The sequence below is a fragment of the Pontibacter ruber genome (genome assembly GCF_023630205.1).
Lineage (GTDB): Bacteria > Bacteroidota > Bacteroidia > Cytophagales > Hymenobacteraceae > Pontibacter > Pontibacter ruber.
This window is the reverse complement of the sequence record NZ_JALPRR010000001.1, coordinates 75,047-92,491: the sequence shown is the minus strand read 5'-3', so window position 1 is coordinate 92,491 and position 17,445 is coordinate 75,047. Positions and strand designations below refer to the sequence as shown.

The 17,445-nt window shown below is 50.6% G+C and carries 14 protein-coding genes; 9 read left to right on the top strand and 5 right to left on the bottom strand.

Annotation, left to right across the window (positions count from 1 at the left end):
- Positions 1-121 precede the first annotated feature (121 nt).
- Positions 122-292 carry a hypothetical protein gene (locus tag MJ611_RS00415; RefSeq protein WP_250427373.1) on the top strand — a complete coding sequence of 57 codons (171 nt, stop codon included), beginning with the start codon at positions 122-124 and terminating at the stop codon, positions 290-292.
- 203 nt (positions 293-495) lie between these two features.
- Positions 496-2,436, top strand: a complete 1,941-nt coding sequence (gene dnaG / locus MJ611_RS00410; protein WP_250427372.1) for a DNA primase — start codon at positions 496-498, stop codon at positions 2,434-2,436.
- A gap of 642 nt (positions 2,437-3,078) precedes the next feature.
- On the opposite strand, the gene MJ611_RS00405 is transcribed toward dnaG, so the two are convergent.
- Positions 3,079-7,593 carry a DUF7619 domain-containing protein gene (locus MJ611_RS00405; protein ID WP_250427371.1) on the bottom strand — a complete coding sequence of 1,505 codons (4,515 nt, stop codon included), beginning with the start codon at positions 7,591-7,593 and terminating at the stop codon, positions 3,079-3,081.
- A gap of 194 nt (positions 7,594-7,787) precedes the next feature.
- On the opposite strand from MJ611_RS00405, the gene MJ611_RS00400 reads away from it, so the two are divergent.
- The 3 genes from MJ611_RS00400 to MJ611_RS00390 all read left to right on the top strand — a co-directional run bounded on the left by MJ611_RS00400 (position 7,788) and on the right by MJ611_RS00390 (position 10,695).
- Complete coding sequence (locus MJ611_RS00400) at positions 7,788-8,225, top strand: acyl-CoA thioesterase (RefSeq protein ID WP_250427370.1); 438 nt, start codon at positions 7,788-7,790, stop codon at positions 8,223-8,225.
- A gap of 206 nt (positions 8,226-8,431) precedes the next feature.
- Entirely contained in the window at positions 8,432-9,676 is a 1,245-nt protein-coding gene (locus MJ611_RS00395) for a bifunctional 3,4-dihydroxy-2-butanone-4-phosphate synthase/GTP cyclohydrolase II (protein WP_250427369.1), read from the top strand.
- 335 nt (positions 9,677-10,011) lie between these two features.
- Positions 10,012-10,695 (top strand): hypothetical protein, encoded by a 684-nt coding sequence (locus MJ611_RS00390; protein ID WP_250427368.1) that lies wholly within the window; start codon positions 10,012-10,014, stop codon positions 10,693-10,695.
- Between the two features lie 5 nt (positions 10,696-10,700).
- Here the strand turns inward: MJ611_RS00390 and MJ611_RS00385 are convergent, their stop codons facing one another.
- A complete protein-coding gene (locus tag MJ611_RS00385) occupies positions 10,701-11,471 on the bottom strand; it encodes an ABC transporter permease (protein ID WP_250427367.1) in 771 nt (256 codons plus the stop codon).
- Positions 11,471-12,367, bottom strand: a complete 897-nt coding sequence (locus MJ611_RS00380; protein ID WP_250427366.1) for an ABC transporter ATP-binding protein — start codon at positions 12,365-12,367, stop codon at positions 11,471-11,473. The genes MJ611_RS00385 and MJ611_RS00380 overlap by 1 nt, the downstream gene beginning before the upstream one ends.
- A gap of 364 nt (positions 12,368-12,731) precedes the next feature.
- Here MJ611_RS00380 and MJ611_RS00375 point away from each other — a divergent pair, with 364 nt between their 5' ends.
- From MJ611_RS00375 to MJ611_RS00365, 3 genes are read left to right on the top strand one after another with little or no spacing between them, the layout of a single operon-like run.
- Positions 12,732-13,310, top strand: a complete 579-nt coding sequence (locus tag MJ611_RS00375) for a DUF3267 domain-containing protein (RefSeq protein WP_250427365.1) — start codon at positions 12,732-12,734, stop codon at positions 13,308-13,310.
- A gap of 44 nt (positions 13,311-13,354) precedes the next feature.
- Entirely contained in the window at positions 13,355-13,996 is a 642-nt protein-coding gene (locus MJ611_RS00370; RefSeq protein ID WP_250427364.1) for a YdcF family protein, read from the top strand.
- Between the two features lie 6 nt (positions 13,997-14,002).
- Complete coding sequence (locus MJ611_RS00365) at positions 14,003-14,149, top strand: hypothetical protein (RefSeq protein ID WP_250427363.1); 147 nt, start codon at positions 14,003-14,005, stop codon at positions 14,147-14,149.
- 93 nt (positions 14,150-14,242) lie between these two features.
- Here MJ611_RS00365 and MJ611_RS00360 read toward each other — a convergent pair whose 3' ends face one another.
- Together MJ611_RS00360 and MJ611_RS00355 are read right to left on the bottom strand one after the other, a co-directional pair.
- Positions 14,243-15,742: a PQQ-dependent sugar dehydrogenase gene (locus MJ611_RS00360; protein ID WP_250427362.1), complete on the bottom strand. Its 1,500-nt coding sequence runs from the start codon at positions 15,740-15,742 to the stop codon at positions 14,243-14,245.
- Between the two features lie 132 nt (positions 15,743-15,874).
- Positions 15,875-16,396, bottom strand: coding sequence for a cupin domain-containing protein (locus MJ611_RS00355; protein ID WP_250427361.1), 522 nt, complete (start codon positions 16,394-16,396; stop codon positions 15,875-15,877).
- 198 nt (positions 16,397-16,594) lie between these two features.
- Between MJ611_RS00355 and MJ611_RS00350 the strand changes: the two genes are divergently transcribed.
- A complete protein-coding gene (locus MJ611_RS00350) occupies positions 16,595-17,383 on the top strand; it encodes a PhzF family phenazine biosynthesis protein (RefSeq protein ID WP_262921569.1) in 789 nt (262 codons plus the stop codon).
- Positions 17,384-17,445 lie beyond the last annotated feature (62 nt).

Here is a 17,445-nt window from a genome sequence, read left to right as displayed (position 1 = left end):
GGCACCGGAAACCAAGAAGGCGCTCAACCCAAGGACTGGAAACGAGACTGCTTCGTAAGCTAGTATGCAACTTCTGCCAAGTCCCCCTTTGAAGGGGGTAGGGGGATGACCCACAGCAGCTATGAAGCTCATACTTTCAAGTATAGCCAAAACAAAATTTTCCATCTCGGGAGGAGCAGGTAAATCCTGTCCATCTTCTCATCCTGCAAATCCTGATTCAGATCTCTCACAGCTACGCTGGCTCTTTTCGGCTCTCGCCTCAAGAGTAGTCGAGATGACAGGAAAAGCATAACCACCCTCTCCTGTTCTTAGGAGAGGACCGGGGTGAGGTTATAAGCGCGGATCAGGAGATCTGCAGCAGCAAAAATTCCGGATTAAGAAATCCGGAACAGCGGAGAGGAGTAGACAGGAGAGTAAGTATAAATTTAAATCAGTGAAGCCTACCTTAAGCCATCCGGAAAATAGTAAATTTGTCTCCCCCTAATTCTGAATACCATGTCGCTGATCCCAAAAGAAACCGTTGACCAGATACTTGCCCAGGCCGATATAGTTGAGGTAGTTGGCGATTTTGTGTCGCTGAAGAAAAAGGGACAGAACATGTGGGCCTGCTGCCCGTTCCACCACGAAAAGTCTCCTTCGTTCTCAGTTTCGCCGGCGAAGGGCATTTACAAGTGCTTTGGTTGCGGCAAGGCGGGTAACTCGGTGCAGTTCATTATGGATGTGGAAGGCACCAGCTTTCCGGAGGCCCTGAAATACCTTGCCAAGAAGTATGGCATCGAGGTGCCCGAAGACCAGCCAAGCCCGGAATACGCCAAAGAGCAGAGCGACCGCGACAGCCTGTTCATTGTTTCGGATTTTGCTAACAAGCACTACCAAAACATTTTGCAAAACCATGAGCAGGGTGGCATTGGGCAATCGTACCTGAAGGAGCGGGGCATCAGCGGAGCCACGATCCGGAAGTTTGAGCTCGGCTACAGCCTGGATGCGTGGTCTGACCTGACCGACGCTGCCTTAAAAGCAGGGTATCAGCAGCGCTTCTTGGAGGCAACCGGCCTTACCATCCTGAAAGAAGACGGCAAGAAGTATGACCGCTTCCGGGGCAGGGTCATGTTTCCGATACACAATGTGTCGGGGCGCGTGGTGGGCTTTGGTGCTCGTACCCTCAAATCCAACGACAAGAAAAGCCCGAAATACCTCAACTCTCCGGAGTCGGACATTTACCACAAGAGCAATGTGCTGTACGGTTTGTTTCAGGCGAAGCAGGCCATTCGCATGCAGGACATGTGCTACATGGTGGAAGGCTATCTGGACGTGCTTTCGCTGCACCAGGGAGGTATCGAGAACGTGGTGGCCTCGTCCGGTACTTCGCTCACCGAAGGGCAGATCAAATTAATTTCGCGTTATACCCAGAATATAACCGTACTATACGATGGCGACGCAGCAGGTATAAAAGCCTCGTTGCGCGGTATCGACCTGATTCTGGAGAATGGCCTAAACGTGAATGTGGTGACTTTCCCACAGGGCGAAGACCCGGACTCCTACATACAGAAAGTAGGCGATGCCGCTTTCAAAGCCTACATACAGGAACATGCGCAGGACTTTATATCGTTTAAAACCAGCCTGTACGCCGAAGAGGCAAAGGGCAACCCGGTAAAGAAGGCCGAAGCGATCCGTGAGATCGTTACGTCTATCGCCAAAATCCCGGATCCGATTAAGCGGACGGTGTTCTTCCGCAGCTGCAGTCTTATCTTCGATATCGATGAGCAATTGCTCATTTCGGAGTATAACAAAATGCAATTGCAGGGGCGCCAGCAGCAACAGCAACCTAAAACCGGTAACCCTGCTGACGACTATTTCGACTACGAACAGGCTGCACTGGCCGCTGAGGCGGAAGAGTATGAACAGGGCGGTTCGGAAACAGATGAGCTGAAACGCTACGAACGCGAGATCGTGCGCATGCTCCTGAGCTACCCCGACAAGTTGCTGGACGATGGTGTTACAACCAGCCAATACATACTAGAGCAGTTAGAGGATATCGAGTTCCGGACACCTGTTTACCGACGCCTGGTAGAACTGGCAAAGGATAAGCTTAACCGGGGCATTTTGCCTGTTGCAGACGACTTTATCAATTACCCGGACAACGAAATACGCACAGAATCTACCAACCTGCTGTCTGACCCATACGAACTGAGCCCTAACTGGGCCACGCACCAGATCTACGTACCCCACGAATCGGATCTGCTTCCATATGGTACCGAGCGCGCTGTGCTGCGCCTGAAATTCCGCTACCTGGAAGGTGTAATAAATGTGGAGGCCGGTAAATTAAAGCTCGTTACGGATCCGCAGGAGCAGGTCAACCAGATCACCTACGTGATGACCCTGAAGAAACTCCACAAGCAGATGGGGGATATGTTGGGGATTGTAGTGTTTCGGTAACTTTTGCTACCACCGTTTCTGCTGGTGTTAAGCAAACCCACTTTCAACTTTGCCTTGGCTTTAAGAGGAGGTATCTATATTCAGTTAAGACAGTCTGACTTCGCTTTTCTTTTGTCATTTCGATGGTGGGGAAGATCGGATGTGGTAAACGGATAAACCCATCCCTGCGCCTCTCCAAAGGAGGGGATTTGGCCTTTAGCTATACTTGGGATAAAACTTTCATCGCTGCCTTTATCCAACCACCCCTAACCCCTCCTTGTCTAAGGAGGGGAATACTGTTACAGCTATACTTGAGGTATAAGTTTCATAGCCGCAGGTATAGCGCGGACAGGTCGCGACCTGTCCGTACAAGAGGTTCCAGTTGCATAGGAGCTTACGAAGCAGTATCGTTTCCAGTCCTTGGGTTGAGCGCCTCCTATTGTTGCGGTGCCCGTAAGGGCAGCCTGCAGCGCAGCGATGGCAGCTTCAATAGACAGCGCGATGCCCGAGGACGAGGCCCCGCGGCCCTGAGCGCACCAAAGTATAAAATGAAAGTATAGGCAAGCAAGACTGAGCAATACTATAAGCTACAAAGCAAAGGCTTGCCAGCTATAAAACTGAAACAGATTTCTCGCTCAGCTCGCAATTGCAGGTACTATCCTTTTATAGTACCGTCACCTTTTTAACCACCACTCCTCTATCCGTTTTGATGTGTAACATATACATACCTGCCCTTGCCAGTTCGAAGTTCATCTCCAGCTTTTCAGGGCGGGGTCTGGTAACTGTGGTTGTTTGCAACAGCTTACCTACGGCATTGTAAACCTGCACAGACTCTATATCAAAATCAGCGTGCAGCAGGCCGATGGTGAATTTGCCGGTTGTTGGGTTTGGGTATACTTCGATGGCTTGAGCAGGAGTAAGGTCCTCTACTACAAAGTCTGTAGTACTTAACGCAACACCTCCAATGCCCTTTATCTGTACTTTACCGGTGGTGGCACCGCGCGGAACACGTACTTTATACTTTGTTTCTGAGGCGTCCAGCACAATAGCCCTCTCCCCATTGAACGTGATCTCATCCTGTACACCCAGCGTACCGAAGTGCTCCCCCATGATTTCTACATCTGTGCCTACGCTACCTTTGGCTGGCGACATCGCCGTAAAGACCGGACCAGGTATTACTTCAAAATACGTAGTACTATTTGCTTTACCGCCCGGCGTTTCCACTATGACATTACCAGACTGAGCACCCTGTGGCACTTTCACGGTCAGTTGCTCCGAAGTTGCCTTAAGAACCTGTGCCTGCGTTTGCCCGAACCATACCTTGTTGCGCTCTACAGTAGGGGCAAAATTTTGACCGGTTATACTTAGAGTAGCGCCCACAATGTCGGTCTGTTTGCTCAGGCTGCTGATGGCAGGTTGGTGCCACACCACATAGGTAGCGGCACTGGTGGCCTCTCCGCCTTTGGTCTCGATCACAAATTTAGAACTTGCAGCCTGTGCCGGAATTCTTACAACCAGTGAATTGCTGGTATGGCTAATGATGTCGCAGGCAAGAGAGCCCAGTTTTATACTTTGGATCAGCTCCGGATTCAGGTGCAGGCCGGTAAGTGTAACCTCGGCACCAACAATACCTTCTGCAGGAGTAAAGCTGCTGATTACGGGTGGCTGGTATACTTTAAAGGCTTCAGTAGTATTTGCAGCGCCATCGGGCGTCTCAATTTTGATCGTGCCTGTAGCGGAGGTGGTTGGCACCAGCACTTTCAGCTCGGTTTCAGTGGCGCTTACTACCGTTGCCGGTACACCATTAAAGTATACTTTGTTGTTGGTAGCTGTTGCCGAAAACTTCTTGCCTGTAAGTATCACTTCGGTGCCATACTTGCCGGCGGCAGGCGCAAAGTTATCTATACCTGGTGTGGCAATGATCTGCTCCGGATCCAGCCGCAGGTTCTCGTTTATCACCGGCGGCATGTCGTAGATGCGGTTCGTAGTGATGTTGGTGCGCACCGGCGAGTTGTAGTCGAAGAAGATATCGGCAAAATTTTCTACGGCTGTCTTTTCTGGCAGGTCTGCTTTCGGCTTGATGCTGAACTGGATGTAGCCGTGGCTGCCGGGTTCGTTGGTGGTACTGTCGGGTAGCATGATATTGTCGAATGTCCAGGTAAGCACCGGACGCCCTTTGCCGCTCACTTCGAAGCGAGCGGTGTGCGAGGCAGCGCCTAGTTCCAACGTGCTCAGATCCAGGTGCTCCGAGAGGGTGTCCACTACCACTACCCGGTACGCTACATCGGTGCCCGTGTTCTGGAAGCGGATCTTATACTTGAGGGCAACACCGGTTGGGGTATAATTTTCTTCTGTTCTGCCAGTTGGTGTTACCAACTTGTCATTCGGGTCAAACGAGTCGATGATCGGGAGGCATTCTTCAGCTACTTCAGCTTCTTCGTCATCCGGGGGCAGTGCGTTTACAAAACCGGTGCTGACAGTAGCGGAACCTCCTCCAGCCGTGCAGGCTTCCACGGTGGCACTGGCCAGGGTGTTGTCGCCGTTGCTTTCCGGCTGATCTGCTTCCATGCGGGCTGTTCTGCCGCCAGCAGGTATCCAGAGCACGAGGCTGTCGCCAGAGGCCAGTTTATAGTTCTCGATAGTAGTAAGCTGCCCGTCCAGGTACACGCGGAACTGCTTGCCCGTTTCCATAGCAGTAGTGCCGGTGTTGCGGACAACGAAGCGCACCATGCCGTTTTCGGGGTTGCACTTACCGGTTACAGTGGCTACCGGGCCTGCGGTGCTGTTGTTGGCTGGGGTGATCCAAGCTTTTGTGCACACGGTGCGGCCGCGGACGCTTTCATCGCCGCAGGTCACTTTGTCCTGGATAGTTATGGTGCCGGATTGCCCAGCAGCTACCGTGCCCACGTCAAACACATAGGTACCGTTCGGCAGGCGGGTGTAAGCTTTATCTGCTGAAAGTAATTCCACCTCTTTAGGCAGCTGCAGGTATACTTTGGCGTTGCTGGCTGGGGCAAAGCCGGAGTTGGTGTAGGTTACTTTAGTCACGCTCTCAAAGCAACGGCGCCGACGGTCTGAGGAGACGCTGACGGAGAGGTAAGGAGGGGAGAATACCTTGTTAGCAAAATCCACATTATTCAAAAACCTATTAGTGTCCGATACTTTTACCGGATAGCCTTGCTCAGCCGACGGGCAGGTAGGGGTGATTGTGCGGCCTTTCTGAGCAGGGGAAATGGTATGCAACGTATAATCACCGGGGGTAACGCTTAAGGTATAGCCTCCGTCTTTCTCGGTTATAGCATAGTGCGGACCCGGGTTAGCCATCACCACAACGCCCGGAAGTGTACGCTCACCAATGTCATACTTGCAGTTCTGGTTTGCATCGTCGAACACCAGGCCTTTGATGATGCCGTTCGGGGTATTGAAGGTGCTGGCCGTGTACAGGGTGTAGCCGTCTGCCTGATAATCGTCAATCACCAGGCGGTAGCCCAGTTGGTCTACAGCAAGGTGGTTTATTTTCCGGTCCATTTCTTCGTGTAGGAAATCACCATCCGAATCAAAGATCCAAAAGCGGCTTCGGTGTGTGTTGGAGGCAACATAAACGTTTCCCTGGCCATCCAGCGCCATGTCGCTGTCTTCCATTATCACGCTGTCCAGCTCGGTCCAGCCCCCAAACTGGCGGATGGAATTGCCTTGCAGGTCAAACTGCTGCACCCGCCCGCCGTTATAATCCAGCACATGAACTATACCCAGTCTGTCTACAGCAACAGCCATAGGCAACCACACTTTACCCGTTCCTTTACCTGGTGCTCCTACAGTACCGCTATACTTTCCATCGGGACTTATTTTATGCACCAGCCCGCCTGTATAATCTGTTACATAGATGTTGCCGCTTGCGTCCACAGCCAGGTCTGTAAGCTTGTGGTTATTGCCCGTAGAACCAAAGTCAGTATACTTTTTCAGGATGTTGCCTTCAGGGCTTAGCTTGTATACAGAAGAGGGTTGTTTGCTGAAGTATGGGTTGCTAAGCGCGTAGATGTTGTTGAAAATATCTGTTGTAATGGCCCTGGGAGCTGGTATAAAAGTATCAATACCTTTGTCTCCTAATGTTTTAACATACTCGTTTTGCGCATTGAATTTGTTGATCTTCCCGACAAAATCCAGCAGGTAAACATTGCCTTCCTGGTCCAGCGTCAGATCCATATTTTGCCACATGCTACCCCACTCATAGAGGCCTTCACCTCCTAGCTTTGAATACATGGTAATCTGGCTGTTGCCTTCCTCCCTTTTATCGGCAATAACAATGCTTTCTCCGTCAGGCATAACAGCTATGCTATACTTGGAGCCTGACAGGCTGGGAATTCCGGATTTATGTGACATAACCCGTAAGAGTTCTCCTTCTGCGCTATAGACATAATAGCCCCAGGTGAGTATATCCGTGATACATACCTGGCCAGTGACTTTGTCAACTGCCAGCTTCCAGGGGTGCTTCATGCTCAGCGTGTCATTTGTATCCTTACCAAACTTTAACAGGCGTTCTCCGGAAGGGGAATATTTAACAACTTCTTTCTCAGGAGTGTGCAGCAGGTAGAGGTTGTCTTCACGATCAAAGTCGATGCTCAGCGGAGCTTCAAAATAATTGCCGGTGGTTGGGTCCAGCGGGATGATCTGGAGCAATTTGCCTTTGCTGTCGAACTTCTGGATGCGTTTGTTGCCCGTATCGGCCACATAAATTTCCTCTTTGGAGTTAACAGCAATTCCTTCCGGATTTTTAAACTGGCCCGGGCCTTCGCCTTCAGAACCAAACACCAATACCAGTTTTCCTGCGGGGTCATACTTGGCCACCCGGGCATAAGTGAAACTAACCGCATATAAATTGTCATACCGGTCAAGGGCAATATCATACTGGCCAAACTCCTCCGATTCTGAAAAAAGCCCTTCTGGCTGATAAGTATGATCTTCTATTCCTAAGTTCTCATGGTACCTGAATTTTACTACCGGGCCGGAGGTCGAGGCGTAATAAATGTTTCCCTGCGAGTCTACGGCTACATCTTCCGGCGCATTTACCTGTACACCAACTTTTGCTGCCAGCTCAAAGCGAGGTATCTGGGCATTACACATGATAAAACCGAAAAAATAGAAAAATAGAATGGTGGCGAAGGGTAGAATTATCCTCATAGGCTAAAAGGCAAAAGTTGAAATATGGCTATTGTGCTGTAAATGTAAGCATTAAAGTATAAACATAGAGCTATACTTTAGCACAATATCCGCTACAAAAACAAAAAGCAGCCTGTGTTACAAACTGGCGGTTTATCTTTGCCAAAAAGTATAAGCTAGCCACTCCGTTAGCCTCAAAACCAAAGAAGATAACCATGAGCCATACTTACAAAGGCAAAGTGATGTGGTCGCACCTGGATGCCAACATGCACATGCGCCACTCTGCCTACGCCGATTTTGCCGCACAAGCCCGTATCGAGGCACTGGCCGAACTGGGCCTGGACCTGAAAACGTTTCAACGGCTGCACATCGGCCCGATTTTATTTAAAGAAGAAACCTCCTACCTGCGCGAGGTAGGCATAAACGAACACCTGAGCGTAACTACAGCGCTTACCAAAAGCCAGAAAGACGGCTCCAGGTGGGCCATCCGCCACGAGCTATTCAAGGAAGATGGCGTAAAAGCTGCAGTCATTTTGGTAGAAGGCGCCTGGATAGACACCCTGAAAAGAAAGCTGGCCGTGTTGCCGGAAGACCTGGCAGAGCATTTTGCCCAATTGCCTCGCACTGCCGATTTTGAGGAGATTGAAGGGTAATCTGTACAGCTACGTATAAACCAGGCCTTAGCGCTCTAACTGCAATTGCAACAAGCGCTGGCGTACTTTCAACTATTCCCGTTTTTAATGTGTTATGATTTATAACGGCAATGCAGGATAAACTTTTTACCTTTGCCTAGCATTTTAATAGTATAGACAACACCTGCAGGATGCCACGCGCACCAAGCAGGTATAAGTAATAGCACATGGAAAGTAAGGAGACGGAAGCGCTTAGACCTTTCGATACCATAGAAGACGCCATCGAAGATATCCGGCAGGGCAAAATTGTAATCGTGGTGGATGACGATGACCGCGAAAACGAAGGTGATTTTATCTGCGCCTCTGAGCGTGTAACACCAGAAATTATCAACTTTATGGCTACCCACGGGCGTGGCCTTATTTGCTGCTCACTTCCTGAGGAACGCTGCGAAGAACTAGGGCTGGAACTGATGGTAGGCCGCAACACAGCATTGCATGCCACACCTTTTACGGTGTCTGTAGACTTGATCGGGCATGGCTGCACCACCGGTATCTCGGCCTCCGACAGAGCCAAAACCATACAGGCGCTTGTAGACCCAAGCACGGATCCGCATTCGCTGGGCAAGCCGGGGCACATCTTCCCGCTGCGGGCAAAAAAAGAAGGTGTGCTGCGCCGTCCGGGCCATACCGAGGCAACCGCTGATCTGGCACGCCTGGCAGGTTTATACCCGTCGGGAGTGTTGGTGGAGATCATGAACGAAGACGGAACCATGGCCCGCCTGCCTGACTTGGTGAAAGTGGCAGAGCGTTTTAACCTGAAACTGATCTCTATCCGCGATCTGATCGTTTACCGCCTGCAGCAGGAAAGCCTTATAGAGCGCGAAATTGCCGTGCAGCTGCCAACCGATTACGGCGATTTTGACCTGTATGCTTTTACGCAGCGCAGCAACGGTGCCAAGCACCTGGCCTTGGTAAAAGGTACCTGGGAAGAAAATGAGCCGGTAATGGTGCGCGTACACTCTTCCTGTGTGACAGGTGATATCTTTGGCTCCTGCCGTTGCGACTGCGGTCCGCAACTGCACGAGGCCATGCGTATGATCGAGCGCGCCGGTAAAGGAGTGATCGTGTACATGAACCAGGAAGGCCGTGGTATTGGCCTGATCAACAAACTGAAGGCCTATAAACTGCAGGAGCAGGGGCTGGATACGGTGGAGGCGAACCTGGAACTAGGGTTCGGCATGGACGAGCGCGACTACGGCGTAGGAGCTCAGATTTTGCGCGACCTGGGCGTGTCTAAAATGAAGCTTATCTCCAACAACCCGAAAAAACGGACCGGCCTGATCGGCTATGGGTTAGAGGTAGTGGAAAACCTGCCGATCGAGATCGCACCAAACGAGCACAACCAGAAATACCTCGCTACCAAACGCGATAAACTGGGACATGAGATCCTGAAGAGCGCAACACTGCGCTAGTAACGATACTCATACTTTAATGACCTGAGCCTGTATTCCCTGGTGAATACAGGCTCAGGCTTTTTTATGGCCTGCTAGTTTGTTTCAGCGGCTCCGAATGCTGGTCATACCTGCCTCTGATTAAGAGGTATTTAGCCTTGAGGGTGAAGGTGCATTTATTTTTAGTGGAGAAGCAGAGTTTCCTTTATTTATCCATATTTTATATTTGTTAATGTATACTCTGGTGTAAGTATGTAACGTTCTATAAATGAAGCTTTTGCACTAACTGTATACCGTGTATGGTAATTTATTTTGATGTGGTTGGATGATGGATTATACTTTTTACCCAAAAGCTTATGCATCGCAGTTTTACCTGGCAACCGCAGTGGCTTACACTATTTGTAGCCCTGTTGTGCTACCCAATCCTTGGTCAGAGTCAGACCAGACCTACTATTGATGTACAAGAGTGGCCCACCGGAGAAGTTGTTCTCACCACGGGCGAAACCATGACAGGAGCGCTTTCTTACCACCAGAATGAGGAGGTAGTACAGGTCCGGCAGCCGGACGGGGCTATAAGTACGTTCTCTCCTGTAAATGTAGTGTACTTTACTGCAAGTGATTTTGAAGGGGGACCGAACAAGCTTTTCCGGGCTTATGACTGGAACCTGGGCAAAGAGTACAGCGACTTTAAAAAACCAACTTTCTTTGAGCAGCTAAACGAAGGCAAACTCACCCTGATCATGCGGGAGGAATATGTACAGCAGGATGTTTCCCGCACCGGCCTCAACCCTGGTTACAGCGGCTACTACCCCTATGGCTACCCGGCAGGAAGCAACTGGGTGATGCAAGTGAAGGAGGTATACTTTGTGTTACTTCCCAATGGTGATATCAGACAACTGCGCAACGTGCGCAGGGACCTGCAGCAACTGTTCGGCAAAAAATGGGACCAGGTAAAGTCCTTTATTAAGATGAACAAACTGGATTACGATCAGCCTCACCATATGATTGCCATCATCAACTTTTATAATTCCCTGCCATAGTTTGGCTACAAGTCGCGGAGCCGTAGTATTACGTACGAGAGACCAAGAAACAGACCAATGTAGCAGAGCGCCGGCAGCGTGGCCCATTGAGGTGCAAGCAGCTCGGTGGGTGACGTTAGCTGGTCGAGCAGTTCCTGGCCTGGCATAGGCGTCAGGCTGGAAAGTACTTTCATCGGCATATACTTATCCCATTGGTCGTCCAGGTTGAAGTGGATGATCGGCTCTACAATTTTGGCATAAGCAAGAAAGGCGATGATGGAAAGACCACTTTTCCGGATCAGGAAGGCAAAGAACATGGCCAGCGCCATATAAGCTACCGCCTGCACAAAGTAGTACGACAGGAAATCTATCTGGCTGAACATGGACGAAGTGCTTTTGTCGGAGCTGTAAAGCAGGCCAAAGTATAAACCCAGCAGGAGCAGGAAGAGCGTCGCCACTACGGCTACGGCCAGTACTACATAAAACTTGGCCAGCACCAGGTCAAGGCGCGATAGCCCGTCAATTACCTGCTGGCGCATCGTTCGGAAGCTATACTCGTCTGTTACCAGCACAATCATCAGGATGCCCAGCAGCAGGTTAAAGAAGCTGGCAATGTAGGTCAGCCGCGACCAGATGCCCGGAAACTGGTACGTAGCCGGCCCCAGCGATTCGCCGTTGATCACGATATTGCTGCTGGCATACACCAGCAGGATCATAAGCAGCACGTAAATGCCAAGTATGACCCAAAACGTGCGGTAAGGGAATATTTTCAGGAACTCTATACGGAGTAAATTCATCAGGATTCTGTTTTAATGATCTCCAGGAACTGTGCTTCCAGGCTTTTGCGGCGTACCAGCAACTGCGATAAGGTAATGCCTTCCTCAAACATGGCTCTGTTTACGTCGGTGCTGTTGTAGCCATCATGCAGGGTAAGGGCAATGGCGCTTTTCTCGGATCGCACACTCTCCACAAAAGGCAACTGCTGCAATACTGTTAAAGCTCTCTGCTGGTCGGGAGCAGTTATTACTACCTGGTCTTTGGCCGAGAGGATGGCACTTACCGGCCCTTCTGCTTTCAGGTGGCCACTGCGCAGCACGGCCACGTGTGTGCATACTTTCTCTACTTCATCGAGCAGGTGGCTGGCAAGTATAATGGTTTTGCCTTCTCCGCCAATCCGAAGTATAAGCTCCCGCACCTCGGCTATACCTTCCGGGTCAAGGCCGTTGGTGGGTTCATCCAGCACCAGAACTTCGGGGTTGCCCAGCAGTGTGGCTGCCAGTGCCAGGCGCTGTTTCATTCCCAGCGAAAAACCTTTGAACGTAGTATGCTGGCGGCTTTCCAGGCCAACCAGGTGCAGCACGCGTGGTATTTCGCGGTGGTTGGTGCCTTTGATATCTGCAACAACCTGCAGGTTGCGCTTGGCTGTCAGGTAAGGGTAGAAGTTGGGCGTTTCGAGCAGGGCGCCAATGCGGCGTTTTGTCTCCTTGCCTGTAGCCTCACCAAACCAGGTAAAACTGCCGGAGGTAGGATGAAGCACGTCGAGCACAAGCCCCAGCGTAGTGGTTTTGCCCGAACCATTAGGCCCGAGTAAACCATAAATGCTGCCCTGCTCAATGTTGATGGACAGCTTGTCGAGAGCCTGCAGAGCGCCATACTTCTTGGAAAGGCCGTTGGTTGCCAGTACGTTTGCCACAGCTTGTTTGCTTAGGTTAAGGTAACTGCCGGTGTGGCAGCCAAAGCAAATATAGTTTATTTATACTTCAAAGAAGTATAGCCTGCACGCGACTTGTCAGTGTATGTCGTTCTTCAGGGTATTCCTGATGAGTACCGGGAACTGAAATAGATCAGGAAAATGTATCTGCAAACTTTTATTGCGAGCACAGGCGTGTACAGTGTTTTGCTAAAAAACACTTGGCACAGCTTGCAGGCGTAAACGTAAATATACTTCTGCAGGGGAACGTTACCGGAATTCACCAATAGAGACAGGCCGGATTTTTACCTGGAACAGATGCCTTCAGAATCAGAAAGCTGTTAACTTAGCTTCACAACAGGAGCAGATGGATCATCAAAACAACAGAGAAATTACCCTGACAGCTGCACAGGCGAATGTGCGTGCGCTGGCGTTTATGCTGCCCATACTTTTGCTGTACGCGCTGCCTTACCTTTTGCTCTGGCACGGGCAGTTTACCATTGCTAACCTGAAAGCTTTTGCCAGGACTTATGAGGCAAACCTGCTGTACTTCCCGTTCCTGATGTTTCTCATTATAGGCGTGGGAGCCGTGGTGCACGAGCTGCTGCATGGCGTTACCTGGGCTGTGTTCTGCAAGCGTGGGTTCAGCTCCATTTCGTTCGGTATTTATTGGAAGATATTAACACCCTACTGCCACTGCAAAGAACCGTTGCGGCTCAAACATTATCTGCTGGGCGGGCTGATGCCCGGGTTTATACTTGGTTTGCTGCCTGCTGTATACGGAATCGTTCTGGGTAATTTTGGGTGGTGGCTATTCGGACTTTTCTTCACTTTTGCAGCGGCCGGCGACCTGCTGATCGTCTGGATGCTACGCAGGCAAAACAGCAACGACCTGGTACAGGATCACCCGGAAAAGATTGGGTGCTTTATTTTGGAAAGGGGATAGGTTAATGAAATCCCTGTATCTGAACACAGTTAAGTACTTACGCAATGCAGCCTAATACACGCCAGGTGTTGTTGTTCAATACCATTATCAGTTTTCTGGCAAAAAGAGATGTCGAAAGCCTGACACGGGCAGCGTTGGTTGAAAAGTATGGTTTAGAACAGGTTGATCTCTTGATCCTGCTCGGGAACAGCAGCCTGTATGTAGCGGAACAAGCTGCTCTTGCCTATATAAACGGGTTGGCAAAAGACCTGATGATCTGCGGCGGAATCGGGCACTCCACACATTACCTGGCAGCCAATGTAAAACAGCACGAAAGGTACCATACCCTAGATGTAACCGATAGGCCCGAAGCCGATATCCTGAAAGATGTACTGGTAAAGTATTGGGGTATTCCGGAATCTGAGATCATGCTGGAGAACAGGTCCACGAACTGCGGGGGCAATGCCGTGGAGGCTGGTAAAGTGCTGGAGAAGTTGCAGAAGGTGCCTCAGAGTATACTCCTGATGCAAGACCCTGTATTGCAGCGGCGGTCGCAGGCATCCTTCGGGAAAGTATGGCAAAAGCACTCTCAGGTGCAGTTTATCAGCTACGCCGCTTTTGTACCACTCCTGAAATTAGAAAATCAGAACCTTGTGTTTGCCAACAGCGCACATGCTGAATTCTGTAGTATAGCGCGGTTTCTGTAGCTGGTGATGGGAGAAGTGCCGCGGCTGCGAAACGATAAAAATGGCTATGGTCCAAACGGCAAAAACTTTATTGTGGCAGTAGACATTCCGGCCGACGTGTTTGCCGCTTATGATGAACTCTCTTCAAGCTTTGGCGATTATATTCGGACCTGAGGTAACGATTGCTAATCAAAGAATAACCACTGAAGAATCAAACAGAAAAAGCCGCAGGTATACCTGCGGCTTTTTCTGTTTAAAGTATATGTCTTACTTGGTCGGCACGAGGCGGTAAATTATGCCCGGTGTTTCCACAGAGATGTAAATGTGCCCATCAGGTGCCATGCGCACGTCACGTACGCGGCCGATGTTTTTGAGCAGTTTTTCTTCGCTTACCACTTTATTGCCATCCATTTTCAGGCGGCTCAGAAACTGGAAACGCAGCGAGCCCACCAGCAGGTCGCCTTCCCAGGCTTTGTAGCGGTCGCCGTAAACGAAAGCCATGCCAGAAGGGCCAATCGAAGGCACCCAATAATGCAGCGGCTGTTCCATTCCTTCTTTCTTTGTCAGCTCCGTTAGCACGGTGCCGTTGTAGTTGATGCCGTAAGAGATAACCGGCCAGCCATAGTTCTTGCCTTTTTCGATGATGTTGATTTCGTCGCCACCTTTCGGGCCGTGCTCATTCGACCAGATTTGGCCGGTCTTCGGGTGCATGGTCATGCCTTGTATGTTGCGGTTGCCATAGGTATAAATGGAACCTACGGCGCCTTGCTGGTTCACATAAGGATTATCCGAAGGTATACTTCCGTCGTCTTTGATGCGGTGTACTTTGCCCGGAAAGCGCTCCAGGTTTTGCGCATTCTCATGATGGTTGCCGCGGTCGCCTACTGATAGGTACAAATAGTTATCCTTGCCAAACACCAACCGGGAACCGTAGTGATGGCGGGTTCTGGACCAGGGTTGCGCTTCAAAAATAACCTTCTGGTTAGTAAGCTTGTTGCCTTCCAGTTTGGCGCGCATCACGGCTGTGGTAGAAAGGATGTTGCCACCTTCCTCTTTCTGTGCAGAGTAGGAGAGGTACACCAGGTTGTTTTTGGCAAAGTCAGGATGCAATGCTACGTCCAGCAAACCGCCCTGGCCCTGAACCAGCACCTGTGGGGCACCCTCTATTTTCTGCAGCGCTTTGCCTTTGGTGTGGCGGTAAAAAGATCCGTTGCGGTCTGTGATGAGCATGTCGCCGTTTGGCAGGAACGCCATGCCCCAGGGAGATTCCAGGCCGGTTACGACAGTGTCCAGTTTAAAGCTCATTTTCTCCGAAGTATGAACAGCCGGCATGGCTTCTTCTTTGTTAAACGTATAAGCCTGCACATTCTGGATGCCTTCCTGTATGTAGCTCACCAGTCCTTTTATTTCCTCATCGGTAAAGGCCTCGTCGAAGGCAGGCATGCCCTCGTTCGGATATCCCACCTTGATGGCCTGGAAAAGTGCCTCGTCTGTATTGCCGTGTTTCCACTGGCGGTCGGTAAAGGCTTCCAGTTTCTCGCCGTGGCAGCCGGAGCAATAATTGGCATAAGCCGTACGGGCATTTTTATGCTTGTCGTCCAGGGCAGCAGTCTGCCCGATTGATGCTGTGGCAGTAGCAGTAGCAGTATCTGTGCTGTTGTTAGCAGAACTGGCATTTGCAGACGAACTGGAAGTAGAACTGGTGCAGCCCTGCAGGCTCAGCAACCCGAAGGCAAGCATAGAAAGCAGGTTAGTGGTTTTGGTCATAGTTTTTACATTGATGTTGTTTTCCAGGTGCTCCAACGAGGGGAGCAGTACAAATATAGCTTTCTGGCTTTATACTTCCTTACAGGCAATATCTTAATACAGTAACAACAGCAGCTTACCGGTATGGTTTTCTTATACCTGATTTGTTTTCCAGTGCTGTACCAACAGTCCGTTTTCACCATTAACCGGATCTGCTTCCGGTAAAGACACCTGCCTGATGTTTTCCATTTTCTCTGTCATGTCATCCGCTTCGGTGCAGATGTCGTAGCGTTCCTGCCCCTTCGGGTAAGCGCCAACAACTTTAAAATCCGGAGAGGCTCTTTGGCGGCAATGGCCGGTACCTGCCGGCAGCACCACCATATCACCTGCTTTTACCTCGATCTCTTCACCACCAGATCCACCGAACTGGATTGTAGCTGCGCCTGCAAGTACGCCCAATACCTCGTGCGCATTGCTGTGGTAGTGGTGGTAGCCGAACACGCCGTTGGTCCAGCTGCCGCCCCAGTTGTTTTTGCGGAAGGCTTCCTTAAACTGTGCCTCCAGGTCAAGTTCATCAGGGAATACCTGCCGGTAGAGGAGCAGGGGCAGGGTTGGGTTGTTTGGAATGTTGCCCTTTGGCTGGAGGAGGAGCGGGGTTACGTCGGGGTCTTTCATGGTTTACTGCTTGGTGATAGTTTATTTATTACAGGTACTACGGCACCGCTAGCCGGATTGTGTTAAAAAAGCAATCCTGAAAAGGTGAATTGTTCCGCCAACAATTCACCTTTTTTGTTACTTTCACAGCTGCGCCAGGGCAGGCAAAAGTATAAAGTATGCCCACTCTGAAATAAATAACCAAAAACGCTACGAACCTTGAAAAGAATCAAACTATACCAGGTAGATGCCTTCACCGATAAAGTATTTGGTGGTAACCCTGCCGCTGTTTGTGTGCTCGACGAATGGCTGAGCGATGAGCTGATGCAGAAGATCGGCAACGAAAACAATCTGGCCGAAACTGCTTTTGTGGTGAAAACCGGTGAAGATTACGAGATCCGGTGGTTTACGCCAACCGTAGAGGTAGACCTGTGCGGACATGCTACGCTGGCTGCCGCTTATGTGCTGTTCCGCTACTACAACCATCCCACAAACCCGCTGAAGCTACACTCCCGCCGCAGCGGCTTGCTGCAAGTAGCGCACGCCGGAGAGGAGCTGACGCTTGACTTCCCGACGGATGTACTTGAAACGGCCGCAACGCCGGAAGCGCTGATCACCGCCTTTGGCAAAGCGCCGCAGGAAACCTACAAAGGCAAAACCGATTACCTGCTTGTTTTCCAGTCTGAGGAAGAGGTGGCGGGCTTCAACCCGGATATTAACCTGGTGAACTCGGTACCTGCCAGAGGTATCATTGTGTCTGCGCCTGGCAAAGAGGTCGATTTCGTGTCGCGGTTTTTCTGCCCGCAGGTAGGCATAACGGAAGACCCGGTTACCGGCTCGGCACACACCACGCTGACACCCTACTGGAGCGAACGGCTGGGCAAGAAGAAGCTTACAGCAAAGCAGCTATCAGCGCGACAAGGCAACCTGACCTGCGAGTACCTGGGCGAACGGGTGAATATCACTGGCAAAGCCGTAACATACTTAACCGGGGAGATAGAAGTATAAAATGGCAGAAAAGACCTCACAGCGTCTTCCAGACCTGTGAGTGTCTAAGTTGCTACGAAACA